This is a genomic window from Pedobacter sp. NEAU-ZC8 (genome assembly GCF_059278965.1).
Genome location: NZ_JCAJXC010000019.1, coordinates 34,725 through 58,866 on the forward strand (window position 1 = coordinate 34,725; position 24,142 = coordinate 58,866).

The following is a 24,142-nucleotide window of genomic DNA, read 5'->3' on the forward strand; positions in this document are numbered from 1 at the left end:
AATAACTTACTTTGAATCTCAGATTTTCAATAAACATTACCATTGGACAATATCAACAACGGTGAGTTCTCTTTTAGCCACCAAGACACCAAAAAGGACTTTGAACTTATTTCAAAGGCTATCGATGCTTCAATTTCCGGTATCATCCTGACCGATAACCTACAGCCGGATAATCCCATTATTTACTGCAATGCTGCATTCGAAAAAATGACTGGGTACCTGAGATCTGAGATCATTGGCCATAACTGTCGCTTTTTGCAGAAAGACGATCGTAATCAGGAAATGAGGTTTGTATTGCGGGACGCGGTTCAGAATGGTCAGGACTGCTGTGTAGAAATTCGCAACTACCGTAAAAACGGAGAACTTTTCTGGAACGAGCTTTATATGTCGGCCATCCGGGATGAAAAAGGTACAGTAACCCATTTCATAGGGGTGCAGAATGACATCACCCTTCGCAAAAAAGCGGAGCAGGAGCTTAAGATGCAGCAGGACCTGATGGAAAAGCGTATCGAAGAGCGTACGCAAAGCTTGAAAGATAGTGAAGATTATTTGGCAAGTATTATCCAGACCGTTCGGGAAAGCTTAATTGTACTCGACCAGAAATTCAACGTATTAAGTGCCAATGATCATTTTTTGAGAACATTCAAAGTAAATATTGAAGATACCGTTGGAAAGCACCTTTATGATCTTGGTAATGGGCAGTGGGATATCCCTAAACTTAAAGAATTATTGGTAAGCATTTTACCAACCAGCAATCCAGTGGAGAATTTTGAGGTGGAACATGACTTTCCATACATCGGCAAGAAGCTAATGCTGCTGAACGCCTACCGGGTGGAGTTGCAGGGAAATTATAAAGATCGGATCCTGCTTGCGATTGAAGATATCACGGAGCGCCGGGAGATAGAACGGAGAAAGGACGATTTTCTTTCTATCGCCAGTCACGAGCTGAAAACACCGCTTACAACCATAAAAGGGTATGTACAGGTATTAGAACGCTTAATGCCCGAAAATGCAAGTGAAAAGTACAGGTCTATTGTCACTAAAACTGCCAGCTACATCGACCGATTGAATAACCTGATTGCTGAGTTATTGGATGTTTCCAGGATTCAAACGGGTAACATCGAAGTACATAGGGCCTATTTTGACTTTGATAAGATGGTGGCAGAAACTGTCGAAGCCATGCAGCTTGCTTCTGTAGGCCCGAAAATTGTTATTAAGGGAAAAATTGGCATAACGTATAATGGTGATGAACCGCATATTGTTCAAGTAATAACAAATTTGCTCTCTAACGCAATTAAATACGCGCCTGAATCTCCGGAAGTGGTGGTCTATTTATCCTTGGTAAGCGACTACATTAAAGTGTCCGTGATGGATTCTGGAATGGGGATCAGTTATGAAAATCAAAAGCGGATCTTTGAACGGTTTTTCCGCGTTGGAGAGATCCAGCAACGTTTTCCTGGAATGGGAATCGGATTATACCTATGTGACCAGATCGTGAAGAATCATGGAGGTTCATTATGGGTGGATAGTGAAAAAGGAAAAGGCTCAACATTCAGTTTTACGTTGCCATTAAATCAAAAGGGAAATGACGAATAAGACAATACTAGTTTGTGATGATAATGAAGGCATTTTGGACATGCTCGGCCTGATCTTGGAAGATGCCGGCTTTGACGTCATTCCTGAACAGAATAGCTTGAATATTTACAACCTGATTGAAAAGAAACAGCCCGATCTGGTGCTGCTGGATCTATGGATGCCGGTACTTTCGGGTGACCAGGTGCTGAAAACACTTCGCCAGAATGCCAGAACAAAGGAGCTGCCGGTTATTGTGATCTCCGCCAGCACTGAAGGAAATAAAATAGCCGCCGAAGCAGGTGCTACAGCTTTCATTGCTAAGCCATTCGATGTGAATGACCTGGTTACCAAAATTCAGGGGCATCTGAGTTAATTGTTAAGGGCTGCTTTTTCCTGAAAGCAGCCCTTAACAATCATATGATCTAAATATTCGTTTATTGTTCGCCAGTTCTTGCTAAGCTGCTGCCGAATGCGTAGGTCTTCAGCAGATAGATCATTGCAAAGATTGGTGGAACACCAAAGATCCCAACCAGCCAAAAGATCATGGAAATTCCACGTTCGTTTCTTAATACTTTGTAGGCAGCAAAGACTACCGTAGAGAAAATGAAGAGTATCAGGAGCCATATTTCTGTTGCTCCCAGATTGATGAACGTCAATAACATAAGCAGTTAATTTTCTGAAAATACTAAAAAATCAGGATATCAAAAAGACCTGATTCGGCTATTCAGCGCCTCCCTAGCGCCTTTTCTTCACCTGGAGCCGAAGCATAGGCGAAGAAAAGGCGAACAATAGGCGGCGAAGAGGCGACCAGGAACCGAAAGTGCTACCTCGATTTATGCCACTTAATTACTTGTTTTTATCTGCGTAACCGAACACTTTTTTAAGCAGGGTAGTAGAGCGTGCGTTGATGTTCTGGCGAATCTGTAGTTCTTCCTGGGCAACCTGTACAAACATGCCGTCAATTGCTTTTTGAGTTACATACGCTGTAAGATCTGCATTAACGGGTTTTACCAATGGGATCTTGTTATAGCTGTTCGCGGCCTCGGTCCAGTATTTTGTTGCACCTACTTTATTGAGGCTGGAGCCTATGATCGGGCTGAACCTCGTCATCAGCTGTGCGGTGGTAACACGTTTGAAGTAGTCTGTGGCAGCATCTTGTTTGCCCAACAGGATGTTTGTAGCATCTGTAATGGTCATCTGTTTAATGGCGGCAAGAAAGATCGGCTTGGCTTCTTTTGCCGCATCTTCCGCAGCACGGTTTAAGCTGGTGATTACATTGTCAGCCACGCTGCCCAAACCCACACCACGAAGGGCGGTTTCAACTTTCTGCGCTTCAGGTGGGAAAAGGATCTTTACGGCCATATTCCCAAGGAAGCCGTCTTTCGCGGATAGCTTGTCTGCTCCGTTTGAAGTTCCGATTTCCAGTGCTTGTTTGATGCCTGAGGCGATCTCAAGCGTGCTCGGGGTGCCTGTGGCACCTGCCTGCTTCAGAATATTTCCCAGTTGGGCTTGTGATTGCACATCGCAGCTGCTGATAAATAGAAAGCAGGAGGCAATGGTCAGCATCACAGCATTTCTTAAAGATGATTTTTTCATACCGGCAAAATTGCAAATTTTCAGCCAGTAATTTTTTCGGGCGGTTTGTCGTTGATTCTCCTAAGAGGAATGAGAAATTTTCTTTATACTTGATTTTATAAGATGACGCTTTGAAGTTTATAAAAGATAACACCAAATTAAAACAGCTGGAAGATGCTGAATTAATATCCAGGTACCAGCAAACGGGCGACCTGGAATTGCTTGGTGTGCTGTACAATCGCTACATGCACCTGGTATATGGTGTTTGCCTGAATTACTTCAAGGATGAGGAGCAAAGCGAGGATGCGGTGATGCAGATCTTCGAGGAGCTCGTGCTGAAAGTTAAGCTGCACCAGATTCAGAACTTCAAAAGCTGGTTGCATGTGCTTACCCGGAACCATTGTTTAATGGCGCTGCGGAAGTTGAGCAAAAATAATGTGGTCTCTTTGGAGGAAGGACTTGTGGAAAACAGTGATTTTGTGCATCTTGATATGGATAATGCTAAGGAAACGCAGCTAAGTACCATGGAAATGTGCATGGAAACCCTTCCCCCGGAACAAAGGATCAGTGTAGACCTGTTTTACCTGCAGGAGAAGAACTACAAAGAAGTGGCAGCTATTACGGGATACGACCTGCAAAAGGTTAAAAGCTACATCCAGAATGGCAAAAGAAATTTAAAAATCTGTATTGAAAAAAATAGTGGAGGACAGTAACTGGTTAGATATTGATGTGCTTGAAGATTACCTGGATGGTAAGCTTGATGACAAGATGATGTACCGGGTGGAACGTGAAGCCCTGGAAGATCCTTTTGTTGCGCAGGCCTTGGCTGGATTGAGCCAGTCGCCAAAGCGATCCAGGCAGTCCTTATCGTTGTTGCAAAAGCAGCTTGAAACCCGCATTGCTGGCCATGAAGAAAGTAAAAAAGAATCAGTGATTACCGGGCAGCGCCTGAGTATTGCTGCTACCGCAGCGTTGATCTTCATCCTGGGGGGTATCATCTTCTGGATGAAGTATAACAACAATCAAAAGGCAAAAGCACCGGCAGTAGTTGAAGTGAACCTGGATCCGGCACATGCCATGGATAAGGCTAAACCAACGGTTGGTTGGCCAGGCTATTTCAGCTATTTGAAAGAAAACAATCAGCTGACGAAAAAAGAGACGATTGGTAAGTCCGTAGAGTTGTCTTTTACGATTGGTAAAGATGGCAGGCCGGAGAATATCATGGTTTACAAGAGCCTGGGGAAAGTTTACGATGCGGAAGCCCTTAGACTGTTAAAAGCTGGACCGAACTGGGAAACCCCGCCTGATCCAGCTTTTGTAATGAAGTTGAATATTGATTTTTAAACCTGCCTCGGCAGGTTTTTTCATTATAAGATCACGTAGTGTACAAAGGCATAGGTTAAACCTGCAAGGGTTGCGGAAACCGGGATGGTTAGTACCCATGCCCATAGAAGGCTTACGGTTACACCCCAACGTACGGCTGACACCCTTTTCAGTAAACCTACACCGACGATCGAGCCGGTAATGGTGTGGGTCGTGGAAACCGGGATACCGAAATGTTCGGTGATACCTAAGGTCACGGCACCTGCAGATTCTGCTGCAACACCTTCAAAAGCATTTACCTTGGTGATTTTAGAACCCATGGTTTTCACGATCTTCCAGCCGCCACTCATGGTACCTAAACCAATGGCTGCATAACAGCTTATCGGGATCCATTCTGGCATGGCATCGCCAGGAGATAAAGCATTGGCAGAGATCATGGCCACATAGATAATACCCATTACTTTCTGCGCATCGTTACCACCGTGTGTAAAGCTCAATGCCGCGGAGGAAATCAGCTGCAGTCTTTTAAACCACTTTTCAGCGGTAGAGGGCCTTGCATTTTTGGAGATGTGCATGATGATGATGGAGATCAGCACGGAGATGATCATACCAATTACCGGGGCAAGCACGATAAAGGCAACTACTTTTAAGATCGGTGCAAAGTTTACCGCAGCAAAGGCGCTGCTACCCATGGTTAGTGCTTTCGCCATACCTGCGCCGGCAAAACCACCGATCAGCGTGTGCGAAGAACTTGATGGTACGCCGAACCACCAGGTAAAAAGATTCCAGGCAATTGCAGCAAGCAATCCGGATAAGATCACTTCCAGGGTAATAAACTCTTCAAAAACGGTTTTAGCAATGGTATTTGCAACTTTATGGTCTGTGAAAACGAAGTAAGCAGCCATGTTGAACACGGCAGCCCAGAGCACAGCCTGGAAGGGGGAGAGTACCTTGGTAGATACAATGGTTGCTATCGAGTTTGCTGCATCATGGAAACCATTGATATAGTCGAACGCAATAGCAAGTACAATTACTACAACCAATAAGGTAGTTATCATTTTACTTTGTTTTAAGCGTTTTTAACCAAAATGGATTCCAGCACATTTGCTGCATCCTCACATTTATCTGTTGCCAGTTCCAGGGTCTGCAGCACTTCTTTTTGCTTGATCAGTTCAATGGCATTGGTTTCAAACTCAAATAAACGTGCAATCGCCAGGTTACAAACGTAGTCTGCCTGATTTTCGCCGCTGTTGATCCTTACACAGGCATCAGCAATAACCCTGATGTTTTTAAAGCTTCTCAATTCTTTGATCGCCTTTTCAAGGTCAGTACACATTTCAACCAGCAGTTCTGCAAGTTTAATCATGGCATCGCCAATATTGGTGATCGCGTATAGTTCGATGTTGCTTGCAGATGCGTGGATATAATCTGCGATATCATCAACTGCACTGGCTAGTGCGTGGATATCTTCCCTGTCAAAAGGCGTGATAAAGTTCTTGCTTAGTTCAAGAAAGATAGAGTGGGTAATGTCATCGCCAACGTGCTCAAGGCGTTCTATCTCTTTAATGTGTTCTTTTCTTTTTTCAAGATCAGTGGTGCTTAATGCAAGTAGTAAAGCTTCTGAGATCCGAAGGATGTTGCTGCCAGCCTGCTCGAAGAGGGGTTGGAATTTTTTGTCTTTTGGGGTAAAGAACTTAAAAAGGTTGTTCATTGTATGTGTTTTGGAAACTTGAATACCTTGCAAAAGTAGCCATGCAATGTTAAGTTAATGTTAACACTTCACAATAATGTAATATGAAAAGAAGAATATTGAAGGCAGATTGGGTAATGTGACGCTAGGGGTACATTCGTGGTAGGCTACAGGTAGGTTGTCAAAGTTCGGCTTCCGGGAATTAGGATCGGGAGATTTGGTGTAATCTTCTGTTAAGCCTATAATCAAAGTTACTTCTTTTCACTAAGTAGCTTTTCCAATTTTGCTTTGCTCTCCGGAATATTTTTCAGCTTTAAAGCTGTTCTAAAAGCATTTATAGCCTTGGGTTTATTGCCGACAGCAACATAAAAATCTCCTAAAGAGTCATACCAATCCCCGTTGTTGGGATGGTTTGCAACATTGAGTTTGAATAACGATTCTGCTTTTTTAAACTGTTTGGTAGCGATCATCTGGTAACCTAAACTATTCACTTGGCGTTCAGCAGGTTTTATGGTATAACCCATCTGCATAGAAACATTGTTATAGTGCGCCACTAACAACGAATCCAGACTGAAGTTCGGATCTGCCATTTCACTGTCGTATATTCTAAGTTTATAGAAATCAAAAATGTATCTAAGTGCATCATATTCCCCGATAAACCTGACAGAGGGGTGGTTATCATCTTCGTAAAACCTGAATCTGTAACGTAGTTGATTTTGATTTGCTTTTTGGAGTTCTTTTATGAACCTTAAATTCGCCCGGATAAGGTCTGTATTTTCACTTGTATCTTTCTGGACAGTCAGCGTATCCATTCCTCTTTCCAATCGATTTGCCATAGCCATATACAGCGTTTTTCCTTTATAATTGTGAGTAGGTAACATGGTTTTTGCCTCTTCTACAACTTTCGCCTTATTCCACCACAAGGCACCATCCAGGGAAATATATGCATTAAACAAATTCGGTTTGTGAAGTAACGTATTCATCACAGTTAAGCCACCTACCGAATGGCCTATAAAGGTTTTATATGTTGTGGTAGGATAAGTTTGATCAATGTAAGGTATAAGCTCATTTTCGATAAAAGACATAAACCTCTCTCCATTTCCAACAAACCCTTTAAAATCTTTATCAGACCCGGTTGTTAATTCAGCTAACCTGTCGGACTGCGCTATCCCAACGACAATCATTGGAGGACACAGGCTTGTTTCTTCCATGTGCTCGGTAATACTTACGACACTATTAAAATTTTCGATACCATCCAACAGGTAGATCACAGGATAATTACCTCGATCTTTTATTTTGGCTCCACCATTGCTTTTAGGAATATGTATCAGAACTTCACGATCCTGTCTTAAGATCTTTGAAGGTATGGTATCTGAAAATCCAGTAATGAAGCGAGTATTTTCTTGTGCTTGAACGTAAAAAGATAATAGCAGGAAGATGACAGAACAATAAAGTGATTTCATTAATTTGATTTGGATATTTTTGCGTTTCTGGTGCTAAGATATTTTATACTTCAGAATATTTACCTTTTAATCAGTTAACATTATTCCTTCTTACGGTAGTGAAGTGCTATGCAGCCATTCTTGAAGGTCCGCGTTTCTACCAGTTCAAGTTTAAATTTTTCGGGGAGGCTGCCGGCATTAAGTAAATGTCTTCCACTGCCCGCTATAACGGGGTGCACAACTAAATGAAATTCATCGATCAGGCCCGCCGTCATCAGTTCGGGCAACATGCTTACGGTATCAACCGAAATCGTTTTGCCGGGCTGCGCTTTCAGTTTTTGTAGTTCAGCTGCTGGGTCATCCCTGATGATTGTAGTCTTGCTGTCCATGGTTTCCAGAGATCGAGACACCACCACCTTGTCAATGGAGACAAGCCTTTCCGCAAACCGGATTTCCGCAGCAGAGCCGGAGCGGTCTTTTGCAACATCGGCCCAGTAAGGAAACATGAGCTGATACATGACCCGGCCATAAAAAAGCAGATCCACATCGTCCATCATCCAAGTAAAATATTCCATCAGCTCTTCAGTAGGCTCGCCTATGGTGTGATCGCAATAGCCATCCAGACTAATGTTTAAACAAAATGATACCTTTCTCATATTATAAAAATAGCTAAAGGTTGAAAGATTTTTAGCGTTTTGTCTCTAGTCATTTCGTACTATTCTGCTTCAATAGCCTCACCAAGCTCAGCTTCTTCCCAGTAAGCAACAACCCACTGATTTCATTTTTGGATTATTTGATTATTGATGTCCTTCTTCCTCGAGCAACATGGCTTGTCTCTATGTCTCCAGTAGGGAGTCAGTCCTTCTTTCGGCTTCGGATCACGAAATCCATGTATCTTCAACTTTGCTGATCACCCATTTATGGTCGATTTTTTTAATAGTGATTTTGTAGCCCAGACCACATTTTCCTCCACAATAATAACTTACATTTAAGAACCCATGTTCTTTGGTAACATCAAACTTTATATTAGAAAACACTAAAACACCTGCAAACTTAGGGTACTTAGCAATCCAGTTCTCATATTCAGCGGCTGGTTGTAATTCGGAAAGGTGCTTAAACGTGAACTTCCGACTATTAAAACGTTGTAATTCTGTTTTGTCGTCGATCAAGCCGCCCTTTCCAATAGCAATGATGAGGTTAAGTGTGTCATTTTTTGAAGCTTCCAATCTTTTTTCATGAACAACATCTTTTCTATATTGGCCAACGGTGTCTTTTCCAATCCAATTCCCCTTATGATCAAAAACATCTTTCCCGCTTTCCGGGAAACTTGTATAAAGTCTTCGATCCTTATAGGTCGAATCAACAACCTTTAAAAATATCTCGTTCAAAACATCTTGTTCAAACTCCTCCTCGGTAACCTTTTTTTCGCAACTAAAGATTGTTAGTACGAGTAGCAAAAAAGCGAATTTTACTCGACTCATGATTAAATGATTGATGATATGTATTCCAAGATCCGGTACCGCCATACTTACGTCCCAAGAGACTGCTCGATCAAGCAAACTAATTTGTTGGTTTTAGCCAAGGGGCACCTTTTTAGAATTTGACAACCTAACTCTTCTTTTCTAAAGTAAAGGCAAATGTGGTCCCGATTAGCAGGGTGCTTCGTACAGAGATGATTTGCTGATGTGCCTCCAGAATATGTTTCACAATGGCCAGACCAAGCCCTGTGCCACCTACTTCACGGGCGCGGTGAGAGTCTACCCGGTAGAAGCGTTCAAAAAGCCTTGGCAGGTGTTTTTCGTCGATGCCGATGCCATCATCCGTCACTTCAATAAGGTATTGATCATGCAGTTCAAAGATCTTGATGGCGGTAGAGCCATTTTCTTTACCATATTTTAAGGAGTTCTGGATCAGGTTGATCATAACCTGACGGATCTTCTCGCGGTCTGCCCAGACCATTGCCGGCGTGGTGTATTTTTCTTTGAAAGACAGCACTATGCCTTTAGCTTTTGCTTTGTCTTCCATGCCATCCATGATTTCACGGGCAAGATGTACAAAGTCGAACTTCTCATAATTAATTGGGATCTCACCAGTTTCCAGCTTGGAAATGGAGTCCAGGTCATTGATGAGGTAGCTTAAACGTTCTACGTTTTTGCCGGCCTTGTTCAGGAAGTTTTTCGCGGTATCCGGGTCATCATGCAGGCAGTCACACGCGGTTTCCACATAACCCTGAATGGCAAACAATGGCGTTTTAAATTCATGTGATACGTTGGAAAGGAACTCGCGCCTGAATTGTTCTTGTTTTTTAAGCACATCGATCTCTTTCTTTTTCTCGCGTGCCCATTCTTTAACCTCATGTTCCACATCATTGATCGGGTCGCTGCTTACGTATTCACCCAAAGCATCTTTGAGATCCTTACCAAGTTTCAGGTTATGGATAAGCTTATAGATCAGCTTGATCTTAGAGTAGATATACTTCTCTAACAGGTAGTAGAATACGATAAAGCTGGTGATGAATGATACCCCGAAAGATACCAGCATGTAATAAAGGCTACCCTGAAAATGGAAGTTTACCAGAGCAATGGAGATGGCTACTGCTGAAGCAGTGATTAATACGAGGACGCTTAACTTCATGTGTGTAAGCTACGAGTATTATTTAAATTTCAAATTAAGCTGACATGATGATTTCATCAAAATTATACCTGTTTTTCAGTAAGGTATTTCCAGTAGCGTTTCGGTACATGCTGTACGTGTAGTTTGGTGTTCTTACGGGCAGGAATGTTGGTGCTTTTGAAGTAGTCTTTCCATAAAAGGGCATAGAGGTTTTCTTTCTCCGATAGTACATCCGACTTAGTGTTCATCAGGTTGTGCTCTTCTGCCCGTTGCATGGTGATTTCTTCCAGCGTGTTCAGGTCGAAAAAGAGCCCGTAATGGCGTTTCAGGTCGTAGATGATCCATTGCTGATCCTGATATCGGTTGCGGAAGTGTTTACCAAGCAGGGGCAGTACATTGAAATCAGGGTCGATGCCGCAATAGAAGATCCCGTCTGCGGCATGCTGAAAACGGATGAAGGCTTCCATACGATGCTTTTCCCGTTCTACCTTGCGTGCCATCTGCGCCACTTCAAGCACATGTTCATTGCCGTAGTTGTTTTCGGCCCCTGGCGGGTTTTGAAACAGGTAGCAGATCAGCTGGAAAAGGTGTTCATGTGTTTCAGGTTTTTCGGAAAGGTAGGCGCAGGTGAGGTGACGAACCCAGCCTTTATCCAGCCGTTGCTGCAAGCTTTTCCATACGCGGGCAGCCTGCTGCTCGTTGGACAGGACCTGCATACATTGTTCAAATGCGCCTGGTTGGTACAGCCGTTCATTGCGCAGGTTTACTTCACCGGGCTTGCGCTCGAACCACTCGAAGACCGCGCTGAGCAGGCCTTCCATACTGCCATCAAAGAGGTAGGTCTGCATTAAAAAAGTATAAGTTGGCTGGTGTCGTGTTTCAGGTATTTACTCTGACTTTCGGCCAGGATGAAAGACTTGATCTGGGTACTTTGATAATCCTTCATTTGATAGGGGGTATCTGCACATTTGATGAAGTGTCTTGCGCGGTTGTAGGACACTCCGATCTTCTTTAGCTGGTCGATGCGCAGCTTGCCAAACTTACGCGCCTGTACAATCTTTTTGGCAGAGCCAACGCCGATGCCTGGTACACGCAGGATCATCTTGTAGTTTGCTACATTGATGTCTATCGGGAAGTAATGCAGGTTCCGCAGTGCCCAGCTTAGCTTGGGATCAATATCAATGTCCAGGTGTGGATTGGCATCATTCAGCAGTTCGTTGACATTGAAGCCATAGAAGCGCATGAGCCAGTCCGTCTGGTAGAGCCGGTTTTCGCGAATTAATGGCGGCTGACTGCCCAGCATCGGCAGTCGGTTATCGTTACTGATTGGGATGTATCCGGAATAATAGACGCGCTTTAAAGAAAAGTTTTTGTAGAAAGTATCTGCGGTTTGCATGATGTCCTTATCTGTTTCCGGTGTAGCTCCGATCACCATCTGTGTACTCTGGCCTGCAGGTACGAACTTCGGAACGCTTTTGATCAGCTTCTTTTCTTCCTTGAACTGCAGGATCTGCTTTTGCACCATATTCAGGGGATCGATCACTTCCTGGTGTGATTTATCAGGTGCGAGCAGTTTAAGTCCGCTTTCCGTTGGCATTTCCAGGTTGATGCTCATCCGGTCGGCATACATACCCGCTTCACGGATCAAGTCTTCACTGGCACCCGGGATGGTCTTCAAATGGATGTAACCGTTAAAGCGCTCTTCCAGGCGGAGTTTCTTAACCACACGTAATAATCGCTCCATCGTAAAATCAGCATTCTTAAAGATACCGGAGCTGAGGAACAGTCCTTCAATGAAGTTACGACGGTAGAAGTTCATGGTGAGTTCTACCACTTCTTCTACGGTGAAGGCAGCACGTTGAATGTCGTTGCTTTTGCGGGACACGCAGTAGGCACAATCGAAAATGCAGTGGTTGGTGAGCAGGATCTTTAGCAGGGAAACACAGCGGCCATCTTCGGTGTAGGTATGGCAGATTCCGGAAGCATGGCTATTGCCAAGGCCTTTGTTGTCGTTTTTACGGGTGCCGCCGCTGGAGGAACAAGAAACGTCATATTTTGCTGCATCAGCAAGAATATTCAGCTTTTCTCTAATACGTTCAGACATAGGATGATATTTACTAACAAAGATAGCAAATATCAGGCTAAAAATATTAGCATATTAGCGTTTGCCTTCCCACTCTTTGTAAAATTGTTCCAGGTATTGGAGCATGAAGTCATGTCTTTGTTGCGCCATTGCTTTGCCTTTTTCCGTTCTCATCAAGTCTTTTAGCAGCAATAGCTTTTCGTAGAAATGGTTTATGGTCGGTGCAGTGGTGTTCTTATAAGCTTCTTTGCTCATGTTTTCTACCGGAGGAATGGCAGGATCATAGAGCACGCGGTTCTTGAAGCCGCCATAGGTGAAAGCGCGGGCAATGCCGATGGCGCCAATAGCATCCAGGCGGTCAGCATCCTGTACCACCTCAAGTTCTTTGGAGTGGAAACTCACGGTACCCAGGCTTGCTTTATAGCTCATGTTCAGGATGATCTGTTTTACATGCAGGATGATTTCAGGCGCGAGGTTCAGGCTTGCCATAAACTCACCGGCGATCCGTGGACCGATCTCTTCATCGCCGTTATTGAACTTGCTGTCGGCAATATCGTGCAGCAAAGCCGCCAGTGATACCACCAGGGTATCGGCCTGTGCAGATTCGTTTATGGTTGATGCAGTTTTGTAAACACGCTCAATATGAAACCAGTCGTGGCCAGCTTCGGCACCAGCCAGTGTTCTTTTTACAAAATCAATAGTTTGCTGAATGATCTCCTGTTCTTGCATGCTTCTTTGAAGTTTCTAGTCTTTTACCGGGCGTTCGCCTTCTGGTCTGCGGCTACCGCTATACAATTCGTACTCCAGCATACGGCAATCTAATTTACCATTGTAAAACTCAAGTTTACGTGCAGCTTTAAGTCCGATTTTCTTTGCAAGATCTGGATTGCCCGTAAAGATGTAGCCGGTATAACCTTTACATTCTTTTTTCATGAAATCACCAATGCGTTTGTAGGTAAGCTCGAGCTGTGAATGCACTCCAAGACGCTCGCCATATTCCGGGTTGAAAACCACAACGCCGTTGGCATCCTGTGGAACTGGGGTTTCGGCGAAGTCGCAGACCTCGAAAGTGATCAGCGTATCCACTCCTGCAGTTTTCGCGTTTTTGCGACTTACATCAACAGCATCTTCTGAAATATCAGAAGCAACAATGGTCAGGTCTAGGTTTTTAACTACCTGATCTTTAAGTATGCGGCGTTCTGCGAAGAAAACCTGCTCATCATAGCCAAGGATATGCATGAAACCATAGTTCATGCGGTACAGTCCCGGGCGACGGTTGGTGGCCAGTAATGCCGCTTCAATGGCTAAAGTTCCAGATCCACACATGGGGTTGATGAAAGGCGATTTCATATCCCACTTGGTGCTCATGACTACACCTGCAGCAAGCGCTTCAAGCATGGGCGCTTTTCCAGGAATCTTACGGTAGCCGTGTTTGGCAAGTGTTTCACCCGAGGTGTCAATGAAGATATCTGCGTTTTCGTCTTTCCAGTAAAGGTGAATTACGGTCTTGTTGGCGTCGGCACCAGAATTCGGGCGGATACCCTTTTTCTCTTTGATGCGGTCAACAATTGCGTCCTTAACTTTCAGGTTGGTGAACAGTGGTGTGGTGATGGTTTCGTTATCCACATTTGAGGTAACAGAGAAATATCCGGCGAAATCGATCAGCTCTTCCCAAGGCATGTCGACCACTTCGCGGTAGAGTTCTTCGGGGCTGTTGATCTTGAAGCTTTTCAGCTGGTACAGGATCTGGCTTGCGCAGCGAAGGTTTAAATTGAGTTTTATACATTCCGTGAGGGTAATGTTAAGCTCAACGCCGGTAGGAAAAGACCTGATGATGGTGTAACCCAATGCGGAAACTTCATCGGCAAGGTAGCTGGCTAGCCTCTTGTTACAGGTTATAATAACCTTACTTTTGGTGTGGAAAACTTGCATAATTATTGTGCGAAGTTATCAATAAAATTATAGAGATTTGAACTTGCAAGAAGAATAAAAGCGTATTTGTTATGGAAATTAAAGGAAGAGTGCACGAGATCGGAGCAGTACAACAAATCAGTGAAACGTTCAAAAAACGTGACCTGATTGTGGAGTATGCAGAAAACCCGACCTATCCGGAATATTTAAGATTTGAAGCAATGCAGGATAAAACCTCTTTGTTTGATGGCTTAAAAGTAGGAGATGAAGTTGAAGTTTCTTTCAACCTTCGCGGACGTGCCTGGACAGATAAAACTGGAAAAACATCATACTTCAACAGTATGGTTGTTTGGAGAATCAATACTATAAGCAATAATGCAGGCGCAGGTGCTACACCTGATTATGCACCGCCGATTGACCTGAGCAGCAAGCCAGGTGATGACGACGACTTGCCTTTCTAAGAGCTTTTTAAGGAAACAATTTAATGCGAAAGCCGGGCGGGTCCCGGTTTTTTTTATGCTGTTAAAAAATGTTAAATTAAAATCTTTCCCACAGGGCTTCGTTAATTTTACCTGAGTATAATGAAGAAGAGGAATTTTTGGTTTATCACAGGACTGATGACAGCAGCTTTGCTGGGTGTTGTTGTAATGCAGTTGTATTACATCAAACAGGCGTATAGCCTCAATTCTCAGCTGTTTGAGCAGAATGTGAACCAGGCACTCAGTCAGGTGGTGAGCAAGGTGCAGCGCCGGTACGCGTTTAAGCACTACAACAAAAAAGACGTAGAATGGCGTACCAAGCGCCGTATGGACCGTGCAAACCAGATTAAGGCCATTGCGGCACTGAAGGAGCAGCAGCTGAAGGATGAACGTGAACGCCGGTTCAATCAGCAGAAAAGGATACTGGCCGACCTGAACTTTCAGGATAGCGTAATCCGCGCGGAGTTCCTGTATCCAACCATTGTTTCTGAAGCGGAGTTCATCGCCCTTGGCGACCAGGAGAAAACACCACTGAACTTTGATGTGAGTATCGGCCTGGATGAAAACTTCAACATGGTAAACGGTAAGATGCGGAACAGCATGAAGCATGAGAATGCGAAAACCTTCACCATGGGACTAAGTAAGCTGCCCGACAGCATCCGCTATCTTGCGTATAGCAAGGTTGATGGGCGCCCATACAAGATCTCCCTGCCGAGTGTGGATGCGGGACTTGCTGCCAAGTTTAGAAGTGAAGAGGCTATTGCGGAGCGCAGGTACCAGGAGAGTTTAAAGCAACTGGAATCTGATACTTCCTGGCTGTACAATACCGATGATGTGGATGTGGTGGAAGAGGCGGCAAAGGAGATGCACAATGTGAATGAGCCACTAACCCAGCGGATTTCCAAAGATGTGCTGGATACTTTGATCCGGAAGGAACTGCTGAATAAAAATATTACGCTGGATTACGACTTTTGGGTGAAGCTGGCAAAACAGGATTCGGTACTTTATAGTAAGGCTTCTAATCCGATGGATGAGGTAATGCCGGCAAATACTTTCAAAACGACCTTGTTTAATGATATTATCCGCGATCCCGGTATGTTGTACCTGAGTTTCCCGGATAAGAATGTGGCAATATTTAACACCATGCGTGTGACGATGGCATCTTCAGGTATCCTTTTGTTGGTGCTGATCTTTATTTTCTCCTATACCTTGTATACTATCCTACGGCAGAAAAAAGTATCGGAGATGAAGAATGATTTCATCAACAACATGACGCATGAGTTTAAAACGCCTGTAGCGACAATCATGATTGCCAGTGAAGCACTGAAAGACCCTGAGGTTGTTGAAGACACCAGTCGCATTAACAGGCTTGCAGGCATTATCTATGATGAAAATGTACGATTGGGCAACCATATCGAACGGGTGTTGAGCATCGCAAGGCTGGAAAAAAATGAGCTGCAACTGGAAAGGAATGCGGTAGACATGAATGACCTGATGGTTGCGGTAACTGAAAGTATGCATTTGCAGCTTCAGAAACATGGTGCAACCTTAACCATGCAGTTGGATGCTACGGAGTCAACCATTATGGGCGATGAACTGCATTTGTCGAACGTCATGTATAACTTGATCGATAATGCCATCAAGTACAGCGCTGATGCGCCACAAATAACTTGTCGCACGAGAAACACGGAGAAAAACCTGATTGTAGAGGTTGCCGACAGGGGTATCGGGATCACCCGGGAACATTCCAAGCGGATCTTTGATCAGTTTTACAGGGTGCCCACCGGAAATTTGCATGATGTAAAAGGCTTTGGTCTTGGACTGAACTATGTTCAGGATATTGTAAAGCAACTAGGTGGTACGATCAAAGTGCAGAGCGAGAAAGACAAGGGTACGGTGTTTATCATTACTTTACCGCTGATCAAATGAAACCTTCCTGGGTTTTCCAGGTCTATGCATGCATCACATTAACTAGAATATAAACCGATGAAAAAAATCTTATTAGTAGAGGACGATCCGAACCTGGGTATATTGTTGCAGGAGTATCTGCAGCTGAAGGGGAAATTTGATGTGGTTTTAACTACCGATGGAGATGAAGGTTTACGGGCGTTCAACAAACATAAGTTCGACCTCTGTATTCTGGATGTGATGATGCCGAAAAAGGATGGTTTTACCCTGGGTAAAGAGATCCGGGCGATTGATGAACATGTACCGATCATCTTTGCGACAGCAAAGGCCATGATGGAGGATAAGGCCTCGGCGTATAATCTGGGTGGTGATGATTACATCACCAAACCTTTCCGGATTGAAGAGCTGCTGCTGCGGATTAATGCGCTGCTGAAACGTGTGGCAGCAAAAGAGCCTGAACCTAGTGGACCTGTACAGACGCAGTTCGAAATAGGAAAGTACACTTTCGATTTCACGACACAGATGATCTACTTCAATGGGCAGCAGCAAAAGTTGTCGACCAAGGAAGCGGCGTTATTGCAGTTGCTTTGTTTGAACAAGAATTCGGTGTTGACCCGCGAACAGGCTTTATTGAGCATCTGGCATGATGATAATTACTTCAATGGCCGCAGTATGGATGTGTTTTTGAGCAAACTGCGCAAGTATTTGAAAGAGGATCCGAATGTCGAGATTTTAAATGTTCATGGTAAGGGGTATAAATTATTGGTTAATTAACAGCTGAAGAAGTACATTTAGTGCAAATGTTCAGCATGAAACTACCTTCTCTTCAATCCCTTTTGGATGAAACTATGGCGGTATTCCGTCGCTTTCCGTTACAGGTTCTGGTTACGATTGTTGCCGTTGGTGTTTGCATTTTGCGCATTGAGAAACCATCATTAGGTTTTATCGATAAGCTGCTGGCGTGCTGCAACTTTGCTTTGACACTGCTACTTGCTGCTGATTTGTTTGCAGAAAGCCATGGTTTTTCGTCAATGAGAAAGTGGGGACTACGGCTAGCTGCAGTTCTGATTTGTATTTTCTTGTATGTGATGCTAAATCCGGTATTATATGATGCGGATGTACTTCGTATGCTGTTACTGGGTTTTGCTTTTCACCTGTTGGTTTCATTTGCGCCTTTCATTAGCCGGGGTAATGTTAATGGTTTCTGGGCGTATAATGAGCGCTTGTTCCTGCAGCTCATAGCCGCCGGAATCTTTTCGGTTGTGCTTACAATCGGCTTGTACATCGCTGTTGGTTCCACCAATGCGCTCTTTGATTTGAAAATGTCGGGCAATGTGTATGGCTATATTGTGTGCCTGACGATGGTCGGGTTTATGACCATATTCTTTTTATCTGGCGTGCCCAAGGATTATAAGGCGATCAACGAAGTGCCGCAGGAATATCCTAAATGGTTAAAGATCTTTACACAGTATGTACTGATACCGCTGTTAAGTGTTTACCTGCTTATTCTGCTGGCTTACGAGGGGAAAATTCTCATGAGCTGGTCGCTTCCCAAAGGTTATGTGTCTACACTGATTCTAGGCTATGCTGTCGCAGGAATCTTGTCGTTATTGTTGATCTATCCGATTAAAGACCAGGAAGGGAATGGTTGGATGCGCATTTTCGCCAGGTTCTTCTATGTGATGATGGTTCCCCTTGTTGTGCTACTCCTGCTGGCAGTATGGAAGCGGGTCTCTGTTTATGGAATAACCGAGGCAAGGTACATTTTGATTCTTCTTGCGCTATGGCTCACGATTGTAACGGGGTACAATTTGTTCAGCAAAAAGCAGAACATCAAATTTATACCGGTGAGCTTATGTATTCTGGCTTTGTTTGCTGTTTATGGACCGCAGAGTGCTTTTATGGTTTCGAAGTATTCACAGACGAAACGATTGGAAAAGATGCTGAAGCAGGATGATGCTTTTGCCCAGAAAGAAAAGCCACAGATCATCAGGTATCTGGTGCAAAATCATGGTATAATGTCGCTGCAGTCCTTTACTTCAAGGGATCTAAAGCCGTTGCAAGATCGTTTTGAGCAACGGGTAGGAGGCAGCGAATTAAAGTATGATGTCAAAGCCAGGCAAATTGATACGGCACTGGCAATTCTAAAGGTTAAGGATAATTCCAACACTGGAAACTTCCAGGTCTACCGGGCGACATCTCAACGGCCGCTTCAGGTGAGGGGCTTTGATTATGCGGTTCCACTACCGGAGTACAGAAATGATATCACGTTTGAACTTGAAGACTTGCAAGTAGAGGTAGCAGTGCTCGGGCCTTATAAGCTTTCGGTTAAGATGCAGGAAATAACAGATACCATAGATGTTAGTGTGGTGAAAAATCGTGTTGATGCGGCCTTTGCTGCAGGACAACTCAAGTTTATTAAAACCGGTATTCAGGGTTATGAACTGCCGCAGCATGGGATGGAGATTCCTATAGATAATAAGTATGTAAGTGGTGTTTTTCTGGTCACAGCAATAGATTTTAGCGACAATCCTGAACGTGAATCTGGAACTTTCAAAGGTGTCTTTTTACTTCGTTTGAAAAGCACTAAATAATTCGGAAGCAACACTGTTATTGAAGTTAATATTGCTTTACGTATTCTTAATTCTGGCCGGTTGACCGATTAGTTTTGTAAATTTGTGCATGACTGATTCGAATCCTGCTGAACTTGCTGCCAAATTTATCAACTATACTTCAAGGCATATTTTTCTTACAGGAAAGGCGGGTACAGGTAAGACAACCTTTCTTAGGAACCTGATCCAGGTTACACATAAAAAGGCGGTCATTGTGGCGCCAACAGGTATTGCGGCCATCAATGCTGCCGGGGTAACGATACACTCGCTGTTTCAACTGCCCTTCGGTACTTACCTGCCGAAGCAGCCATCTTCGGGCGACAGTCATTACAATCAACAATACAACACGCCGAAAACCATCACCCGTCACCTGCAGATGAATGCGACCAAGCGGAAGATCTTTCTGGATCTGGAACTCTTGATCATTGATGAGGTGAGTATGCTTCGAGCAGATCTTCTGGATGCCATTGAAATGGTGCTCCGCTATGTGCGCAAGAGCAACGAGAGCTTTGGGGGTGTACAGGTGCTTTTTATCGGCGACCTGCACCAGCTGCCGCCCGTGGTAAAATCTTCAGAATGGAACCTGCTTGGGGAGTTTTACAAGAGCGCTTTCTTTTTTGATGCTTTAGCTTTACAGCAAAATCCACCAGTGTACATTGAACTGGAGAAGATCTACCGGCAGGCAGATGAGGTTTTCATCAGTCTGCTGAACAACCTTCGGAACAATTCCGTAACGGAGCAGGATATGGCCCTGCTGAAATCTTACTACCGCGAGAACTTTGTGCCGGATCTAAATGATAAATACATCACCTTAACGACGCATAACCAAAAGGCTGATCTGATGAACAGAAGCAGTTTGGAAGCACTGAAGGCTCCGAGTTGGTTTTATAAGTCGGAGGTGGAGGATGAGTTCAGCGAATCTTCTTACCCGGCAGAGCATGTTTTGGAGCTTAAAGTGGGTGCTCAGGTGATGTTCATCAAAAACGACCCGACACCAGAGAAGCGATATTTCAATGGCAAGATTGCCACAGTTACCGATCTGCAGAAGGATTCCATTACGGTGCAGACAGAAGGGGTAAATGAGAAGATCATCTTGGAGAAATATACCTGGAAGAACATCCGGTACACCACAGATAAAGTCACAAATGAAATCAAGGAAGAGGTTATTGGTAAGTTTACGCAATACCCGATCAAGCTGGCCTGGGCGATAACCATCCATAAGAGTCAGGGTTTAACTTTCGATAAGGCCATTATTGATATTGGTGGTGCTTTTGCACCTGGCCAGATCTATGTAGCGCTGTCGAGGTTACGGTCGCTGGATGGCTTAATCTTAACCTCCCTGCTTGCGGGTTCAGGTATCCGTCAGGATCCGAATGTAGATCTGTTCTCGCGTCGCAAACAGCAGGTGGATGCTTTAGGGGAACAGGTTAAAGCGGAAAGCGAGCACTTCTTGAGGAACTACCTGTTGAAGTGTTTCGATCTATCTGCGCTGGACAACTACGTGTATGAGCACGTGCATTCTTACACAAAGGACATGAGTAAGTCGGCCAAGCAGAAGCATCATAAATGGGCGCAAGCCCTGCTAAAGGAGCTTACTGCGCTGAAGCAGCATGCGAACAAGTTCATGTCGCAGATCTTGCGTTTGTACCAGGATAGGACTGAAGCAGGTATGCGGTTACTGCTGGAACGTACCTTGGCTGCGGAGAACTACTTCAATCCGCAGTTGCAGCAGATGTCTAAGAACATCTTCGAGCGCATGGAGCTGGTAAAACAAGACAAGCAGGTGGTGGCGTTTCTGACGGAATTGCTGGAGATGGAGGCCTTGTTTTATGAGAAGTTCAAGTCTATCCGCAAGGCGACAGCTTTATTGAAGGCGACGATGGAGCAGCAGGAGTTTACAAAGGATGATGTAAACAAGCTGTTGAACGAGGCAGATCGTGCGTTTCAGTTGCAGAAGGTTTTCAACATGCCGAATAACACGCTCGACTTTAACGAGGTCAAGGCAAAGCCAAAAAGCAGAACGACAAAGAAGAAAGCGGAGCCTAAGGAGAAGGTTCCAAAAGTGGATACCAAAGAGCTTACCTTGCAGCTACATAGGCAAGGATTGTCGGTTGCGGAGATTGCTAGGGAGCGCAAGCTTGTTGCTGGCACTGTAGAAGCGCATTTAGCACATTATGTAGCTACTCAGGAGATTCCTGCTACGGGGCTGATGGATAAAAGGAAGTTGAGCAAGATCATGTCTGCGATCAGGGAGCTAAAAACCATGCAGCTTAACCCAATCCGCGAGCATTTAGGCAGGGATTACAGTTTTGGGGAAATCAAGATCGGCCTGGCGGCGCATCTGGCGGAATCAGAATAGCATTTGTAAGCAAGGTCTAACAGTGTTGAATTGCAGCGTCAGCATCAGGATATACACTCGCCAGTGGTTAAGTTCAGATCTGAATCTGGCCGGTGAATACTTGCTCAGCAGGGCCACATAGAAAAATGTTGCTGAACGATTTGCCATCGTAGTCATACTCCACACGCATATCGCCGCCTAGAACCTTGATAGCTTTGGAAAAGTGACCTGTTGCTTTCGCTTCATGCGCTTTAGCAAGTGCTACAGCGGTTACGCCAGTGCCACAGGCATAGGTTTCATCTTCAACGCCACGCTCAAAAGTCCGGATGAAATAGTGATCACCTTTATCTTCAATGAAGTTTACATTGATGCCCTTTTCTTTATAGGTGTCATTGTTGCGGATCTTTTTTCCTTCAGCGAAAACATCAAGTTGTTCCAGGTTGCTAACTTCCAGTACGTAATGCGGGGATCCTGTATTAAGCACAAAGGCTTTCTCATCAAGCTGGATGTCTTGAACATCAATCATTTGTAGCTCTACCCAGCTGCCTGTCGCTGAAATTTTGGCATAATGTGCACCGTCAACTGCCAGAAAGTTCGTTTCCTCGTCAATGATGCCAAGCGCTTTCGCAAACGCGACAATGCAGCGCCCGCCGTTTCCGCACATACTTCCCAGACGGCCGTCTGCATTGTAGTAATGCATTTCGAAGTCGTAATCTGGATGGTTCTGGAGCAGCATCAGGCCGTCGGCACCAATGCCGAAACGCCTGTTACATAGTATGTTTACCTGTTTTTCAGTTAAATAGGAGAAATCCAGTCCTCTGTTATCAATCAAAATGAAGTCGTTACCAGCGCCCTGGTATTTAAAAAAGGGTATATTGTTCATTTCCGGATTTTCCTTTAACATTTTTTAACAAAACCAAACAGGTTAGGATGGCACAAATATCGTTTATATGGTATTAAATTTGAACCTGTCAGGATAAATAATAAAAATTAACTAAAACACATATATGAAAAAAATAGGAATAATACTGATCGCTGCGCTTGTTGGTGGTGCTTCAGCAATTGGCGCCTATAAACTTTTAGAGCGCAATACGGATGGAATGACGTTGGCTGAAAGGCAGAATGTGCTGTTTGCAAATAACCCCATAAAGATATCGTCGGCAGGATCTGTAGATTTTATCCAGGCCGCTTCAGCGGTTTCGCCGGCGGTAGTTCATATCCGGACCACATTTACGAGCTCGGGAAGAAGAGTGGAGTCTCCTTTTGATATGATGGAAGAGTTTTTTGGCGGTGGCGGCGGAATGCGCAGCGCACCTAGAGCGGCATCCGGTTCAGGCGTGATCCTGACCCCGGATGGTTATATCGTGACCAACAACCACGTGGTGGAAAACTCATCTAAAATAGAAGTGATCCTTTCCGACCGAAGAAAGGTAGAAGCCACTGTTGTGGGTCGTGACCCGAATACCGATTTAGCTTTAATTAAAGTAGATGGAGCCAATTTACCTGTAGTTAAAATGGGTAACTCTGATGAAGTGCAGGTGGGTGAATGGGTGTTGGCTGTAGGCTTCCCGCTGGATCTTCAAACCACGGTTACTGCCGGTATTGTTAGTGCAAAAGCTCGTAAAATTGGTATTCTGGATCAGGCACAACAACCAACCAGAGAAGAATATGAAGAATACAGAAGAACTGGAAAGTTGCCTGAACGTCCTGGAAGCAGAAGTATAGAGTCATACATTCAGACTGATGCGGCCATCAACCCAGGAAACAGCGGTGGTGCTTTGGTGAATGCCAATGGTGAACTGATCGGTATCAACGCGGCAATTGCTTCGCAATCTGGCCGTAATGAAGGTTATGGTTTTGCGATTCCGATTAACCTGGCTAAAAAGATCCTGGAAGACTTCAAGAAATATGGTAAAGTTAAACGTGGTTACATTGGCGTTTCTTTCCGCGAACTTGATGCAGATTATGCCAAAGAACTTGGTGTGAAAGAAATCAGCGGACTTTATGTTAGCGACGTTGTTCCTAACGGAGGTGGTGCCGCTGCAGGTATCAAAGCAGGTGACATCATCAAAAAGGTTCAAGGTATTGAAATCTTTGATTCGCCAGACTTACAAGAGAGAATTGGCCGTATGAGTCCTGGTGATAAAGTGGAGTTAACGATCATGCGAGATGGTAAATCCAGGGATGTGACGGTAACGCTTAAAGGCGATGAAAGCCTTGACCAGCCAAAAACTGCTGCTGCAGGTAAAGCTACCGGAACTTCAATTGAGCAACTGGGTGCTTCGTTTGCGCCAGCTTCAACGGCACTGAAAGCTAAATATGGCGTGAAGAACGGTGTGGTGGTAAGCTCAGTAGCACCAGGCAAGTTGTTCGACTCCTTGGATCTGCCAGAAGGTATTATCATTACGTCTGTAAATGGAAAGCCTGTGAACAGCAGCGCTGATGTGAAAGCGGCCTTGCCGACTTCAAAAACCGGGATGACTACAGTTGTGGCTGTAGGTCCTAACGGTAACTATACATTCAAATTTTAATTGGTTTTTTAATTCGATGATGGGAGGCGGTGAAAACTGTCTCCCATTTTTTTTTACACTAA

At 44.4% G+C, this 24,142-nt stretch carries 23 protein-coding genes; 10 read left to right on the plus strand and 13 right to left on the minus strand.

The genetic code is table 11. The features are described from left to right. The first annotated feature begins 42 nt into the window (after positions 1-42). Positions 43-1,596 carry a PAS domain-containing sensor histidine kinase gene (locus AC5WJX_RS14685; protein WP_494485115.1) on the plus strand — a complete coding sequence of 518 codons (1,554 nt, stop codon included), beginning with the start codon at positions 43-45 and terminating at the stop codon, positions 1,594-1,596. Further along, a complete protein-coding gene (locus AC5WJX_RS14690) occupies positions 1,586-1,948 on the plus strand; it encodes a response regulator (RefSeq protein WP_440428503.1) in 363 nt (120 codons plus the stop codon). The genes AC5WJX_RS14685 and AC5WJX_RS14690 overlap by 11 nt, the downstream gene beginning before the upstream one ends. A 61-nt stretch (positions 1,949-2,009) precedes the next feature. On the opposite strand, the gene AC5WJX_RS14695 is transcribed toward AC5WJX_RS14690, so the two are convergent. Beyond that, positions 2,010-2,237: a hypothetical protein gene (locus AC5WJX_RS14695; RefSeq protein ID WP_494485116.1), complete on the minus strand. Its 228-nt coding sequence runs from the start codon at positions 2,235-2,237 to the stop codon at positions 2,010-2,012. Positions 2,238-2,421: 184 nt separating this feature from the next. Beyond that, positions 2,422-3,171 carry a DUF4197 domain-containing protein gene (locus AC5WJX_RS14700; RefSeq protein ID WP_494485117.1) on the minus strand — a complete coding sequence of 250 codons (750 nt, stop codon included), beginning with the start codon at positions 3,169-3,171 and terminating at the stop codon, positions 2,422-2,424. Between the two features lie 110 nt (positions 3,172-3,281). Here AC5WJX_RS14700 and AC5WJX_RS14705 point away from each other — a divergent pair, with 110 nt between their 5' ends. Together AC5WJX_RS14705 and AC5WJX_RS14710 are read left to right on the plus strand one after the other, a co-directional pair. Then, on the plus strand, positions 3,282-3,863 hold the full coding sequence (locus AC5WJX_RS14705) for an RNA polymerase sigma factor (protein WP_494485118.1): 582 nt from the start codon (positions 3,282-3,284) through the stop codon (positions 3,861-3,863). After that, complete coding sequence (locus AC5WJX_RS14710) at positions 3,838-4,494, plus strand: energy transducer TonB (RefSeq protein ID WP_494485119.1); 657 nt, start codon at positions 3,838-3,840, stop codon at positions 4,492-4,494. The genes AC5WJX_RS14705 and AC5WJX_RS14710 overlap by 26 nt, the downstream gene beginning before the upstream one ends. A gap of 23 nt (positions 4,495-4,517) precedes the next feature. On the opposite strand, the gene AC5WJX_RS14715 is transcribed toward AC5WJX_RS14710, so the two are convergent. The 10 genes from AC5WJX_RS14715 to AC5WJX_RS14760 all read right to left on the minus strand — a co-directional run bounded on the left by AC5WJX_RS14715 (position 4,518) and on the right by AC5WJX_RS14760 (position 14,233). Continuing rightward, positions 4,518-5,531 carry an inorganic phosphate transporter gene (locus AC5WJX_RS14715; protein ID WP_440428498.1) on the minus strand — a complete coding sequence of 338 codons (1,014 nt, stop codon included), beginning with the start codon at positions 5,529-5,531 and terminating at the stop codon, positions 4,518-4,520. Between the two features lie 11 nt (positions 5,532-5,542). Next, complete coding sequence (locus AC5WJX_RS14720; protein ID WP_440428497.1) at positions 5,543-6,184, minus strand: DUF47 domain-containing protein; 642 nt, start codon at positions 6,182-6,184, stop codon at positions 5,543-5,545. A gap of 230 nt (positions 6,185-6,414) precedes the next feature. Then, complete coding sequence (locus AC5WJX_RS14725; RefSeq protein WP_494485120.1) at positions 6,415-7,626, minus strand: alpha/beta hydrolase-fold protein; 1,212 nt, start codon at positions 7,624-7,626, stop codon at positions 6,415-6,417. A gap of 80 nt (positions 7,627-7,706) precedes the next feature. Further along, entirely contained in the window at positions 7,707-8,261 is a 555-nt protein-coding gene (locus AC5WJX_RS14730; RefSeq protein WP_494485121.1) for a dihydrofolate reductase family protein, read from the minus strand. Positions 8,262-8,483: 222 nt separating this feature from the next. Next, positions 8,484-9,086, minus strand: coding sequence for a hypothetical protein (locus AC5WJX_RS14735; RefSeq protein ID WP_494485122.1), 603 nt, complete (start codon positions 9,084-9,086; stop codon positions 8,484-8,486). A 127-nt stretch (positions 9,087-9,213) separates the two neighbouring features. Beyond that, positions 9,214-10,239 carry a sensor histidine kinase gene (locus AC5WJX_RS14740; RefSeq protein WP_494485123.1) on the minus strand — a complete coding sequence of 342 codons (1,026 nt, stop codon included), beginning with the start codon at positions 10,237-10,239 and terminating at the stop codon, positions 9,214-9,216. Between the two features lie 62 nt (positions 10,240-10,301). Beyond that, entirely contained in the window at positions 10,302-11,066 is a 765-nt protein-coding gene (locus AC5WJX_RS14745; protein WP_494485124.1) for a TIGR03915 family putative DNA repair protein, read from the minus strand. Next, entirely contained in the window at positions 11,066-12,322 is a 1,257-nt protein-coding gene (locus AC5WJX_RS14750; RefSeq protein ID WP_494485125.1) for a putative DNA modification/repair radical SAM protein, read from the minus strand. Before AC5WJX_RS14750 ends, AC5WJX_RS14745 begins: the two co-directional genes overlap by 1 nt. A gap of 54 nt (positions 12,323-12,376) precedes the next feature. Then, on the minus strand, positions 12,377-13,030 hold the full coding sequence (locus AC5WJX_RS14755; RefSeq protein ID WP_494485126.1) for an HD domain-containing protein: 654 nt from the start codon (positions 13,028-13,030) through the stop codon (positions 12,377-12,379). A 15-nt stretch (positions 13,031-13,045) separates the two neighbouring features. Continuing rightward, positions 13,046-14,233 carry a THUMP domain-containing class I SAM-dependent RNA methyltransferase gene (locus AC5WJX_RS14760; RefSeq protein ID WP_494485127.1) on the minus strand — a complete coding sequence of 396 codons (1,188 nt, stop codon included), beginning with the start codon at positions 14,231-14,233 and terminating at the stop codon, positions 13,046-13,048. A 71-nt stretch (positions 14,234-14,304) separates the two neighbouring features. Between AC5WJX_RS14760 and AC5WJX_RS14765 the strand changes: the two genes are divergently transcribed. The 5 genes from AC5WJX_RS14765 to AC5WJX_RS14785 all read left to right on the plus strand — a co-directional run bounded on the left by AC5WJX_RS14765 (position 14,305) and on the right by AC5WJX_RS14785 (position 21,570). After that, complete coding sequence (locus AC5WJX_RS14765; protein WP_440428488.1) at positions 14,305-14,673, plus strand: DUF3127 domain-containing protein; 369 nt, start codon at positions 14,305-14,307, stop codon at positions 14,671-14,673. Positions 14,674-14,793: 120 nt separating this feature from the next. After that, a complete protein-coding gene (locus AC5WJX_RS14770) occupies positions 14,794-16,620 on the plus strand; it encodes a sensor histidine kinase (protein ID WP_494485128.1) in 1,827 nt (608 codons plus the stop codon). Between the two features lie 57 nt (positions 16,621-16,677). Further along, positions 16,678-17,373, plus strand: coding sequence for a response regulator transcription factor (locus AC5WJX_RS14775; protein ID WP_440428486.1), 696 nt, complete (start codon positions 16,678-16,680; stop codon positions 17,371-17,373). 35 nt (positions 17,374-17,408) lie between these two features. Continuing rightward, positions 17,409-19,193, plus strand: coding sequence for a DUF4153 domain-containing protein (locus AC5WJX_RS14780; RefSeq protein ID WP_494485129.1), 1,785 nt, complete (start codon positions 17,409-17,411; stop codon positions 19,191-19,193). An 88-nt stretch (positions 19,194-19,281) separates the two neighbouring features. After that, entirely contained in the window at positions 19,282-21,570 is a 2,289-nt protein-coding gene (locus AC5WJX_RS14785; RefSeq protein ID WP_494485130.1) for a helix-turn-helix domain-containing protein, read from the plus strand. A gap of 73 nt (positions 21,571-21,643) precedes the next feature. On the opposite strand, the gene dapF is transcribed toward AC5WJX_RS14785, so the two are convergent. Next, the gene (dapF, locus tag AC5WJX_RS14790; RefSeq protein WP_494485131.1) at positions 21,644-22,453 is read right to left on the minus strand and encodes a diaminopimelate epimerase; all 810 of its coding nucleotides are present in this window, start codon (positions 22,451-22,453) and stop codon (positions 21,644-21,646) included. 103 nt (positions 22,454-22,556) lie between these two features. Here dapF and AC5WJX_RS14795 point away from each other — a divergent pair, with 103 nt between their 5' ends. Further along, entirely contained in the window at positions 22,557-24,080 is a 1,524-nt protein-coding gene (locus tag AC5WJX_RS14795; RefSeq protein ID WP_440428480.1) for a Do family serine endopeptidase, read from the plus strand. The last annotated feature ends 62 nt before the right edge of the window (positions 24,081-24,142 follow it).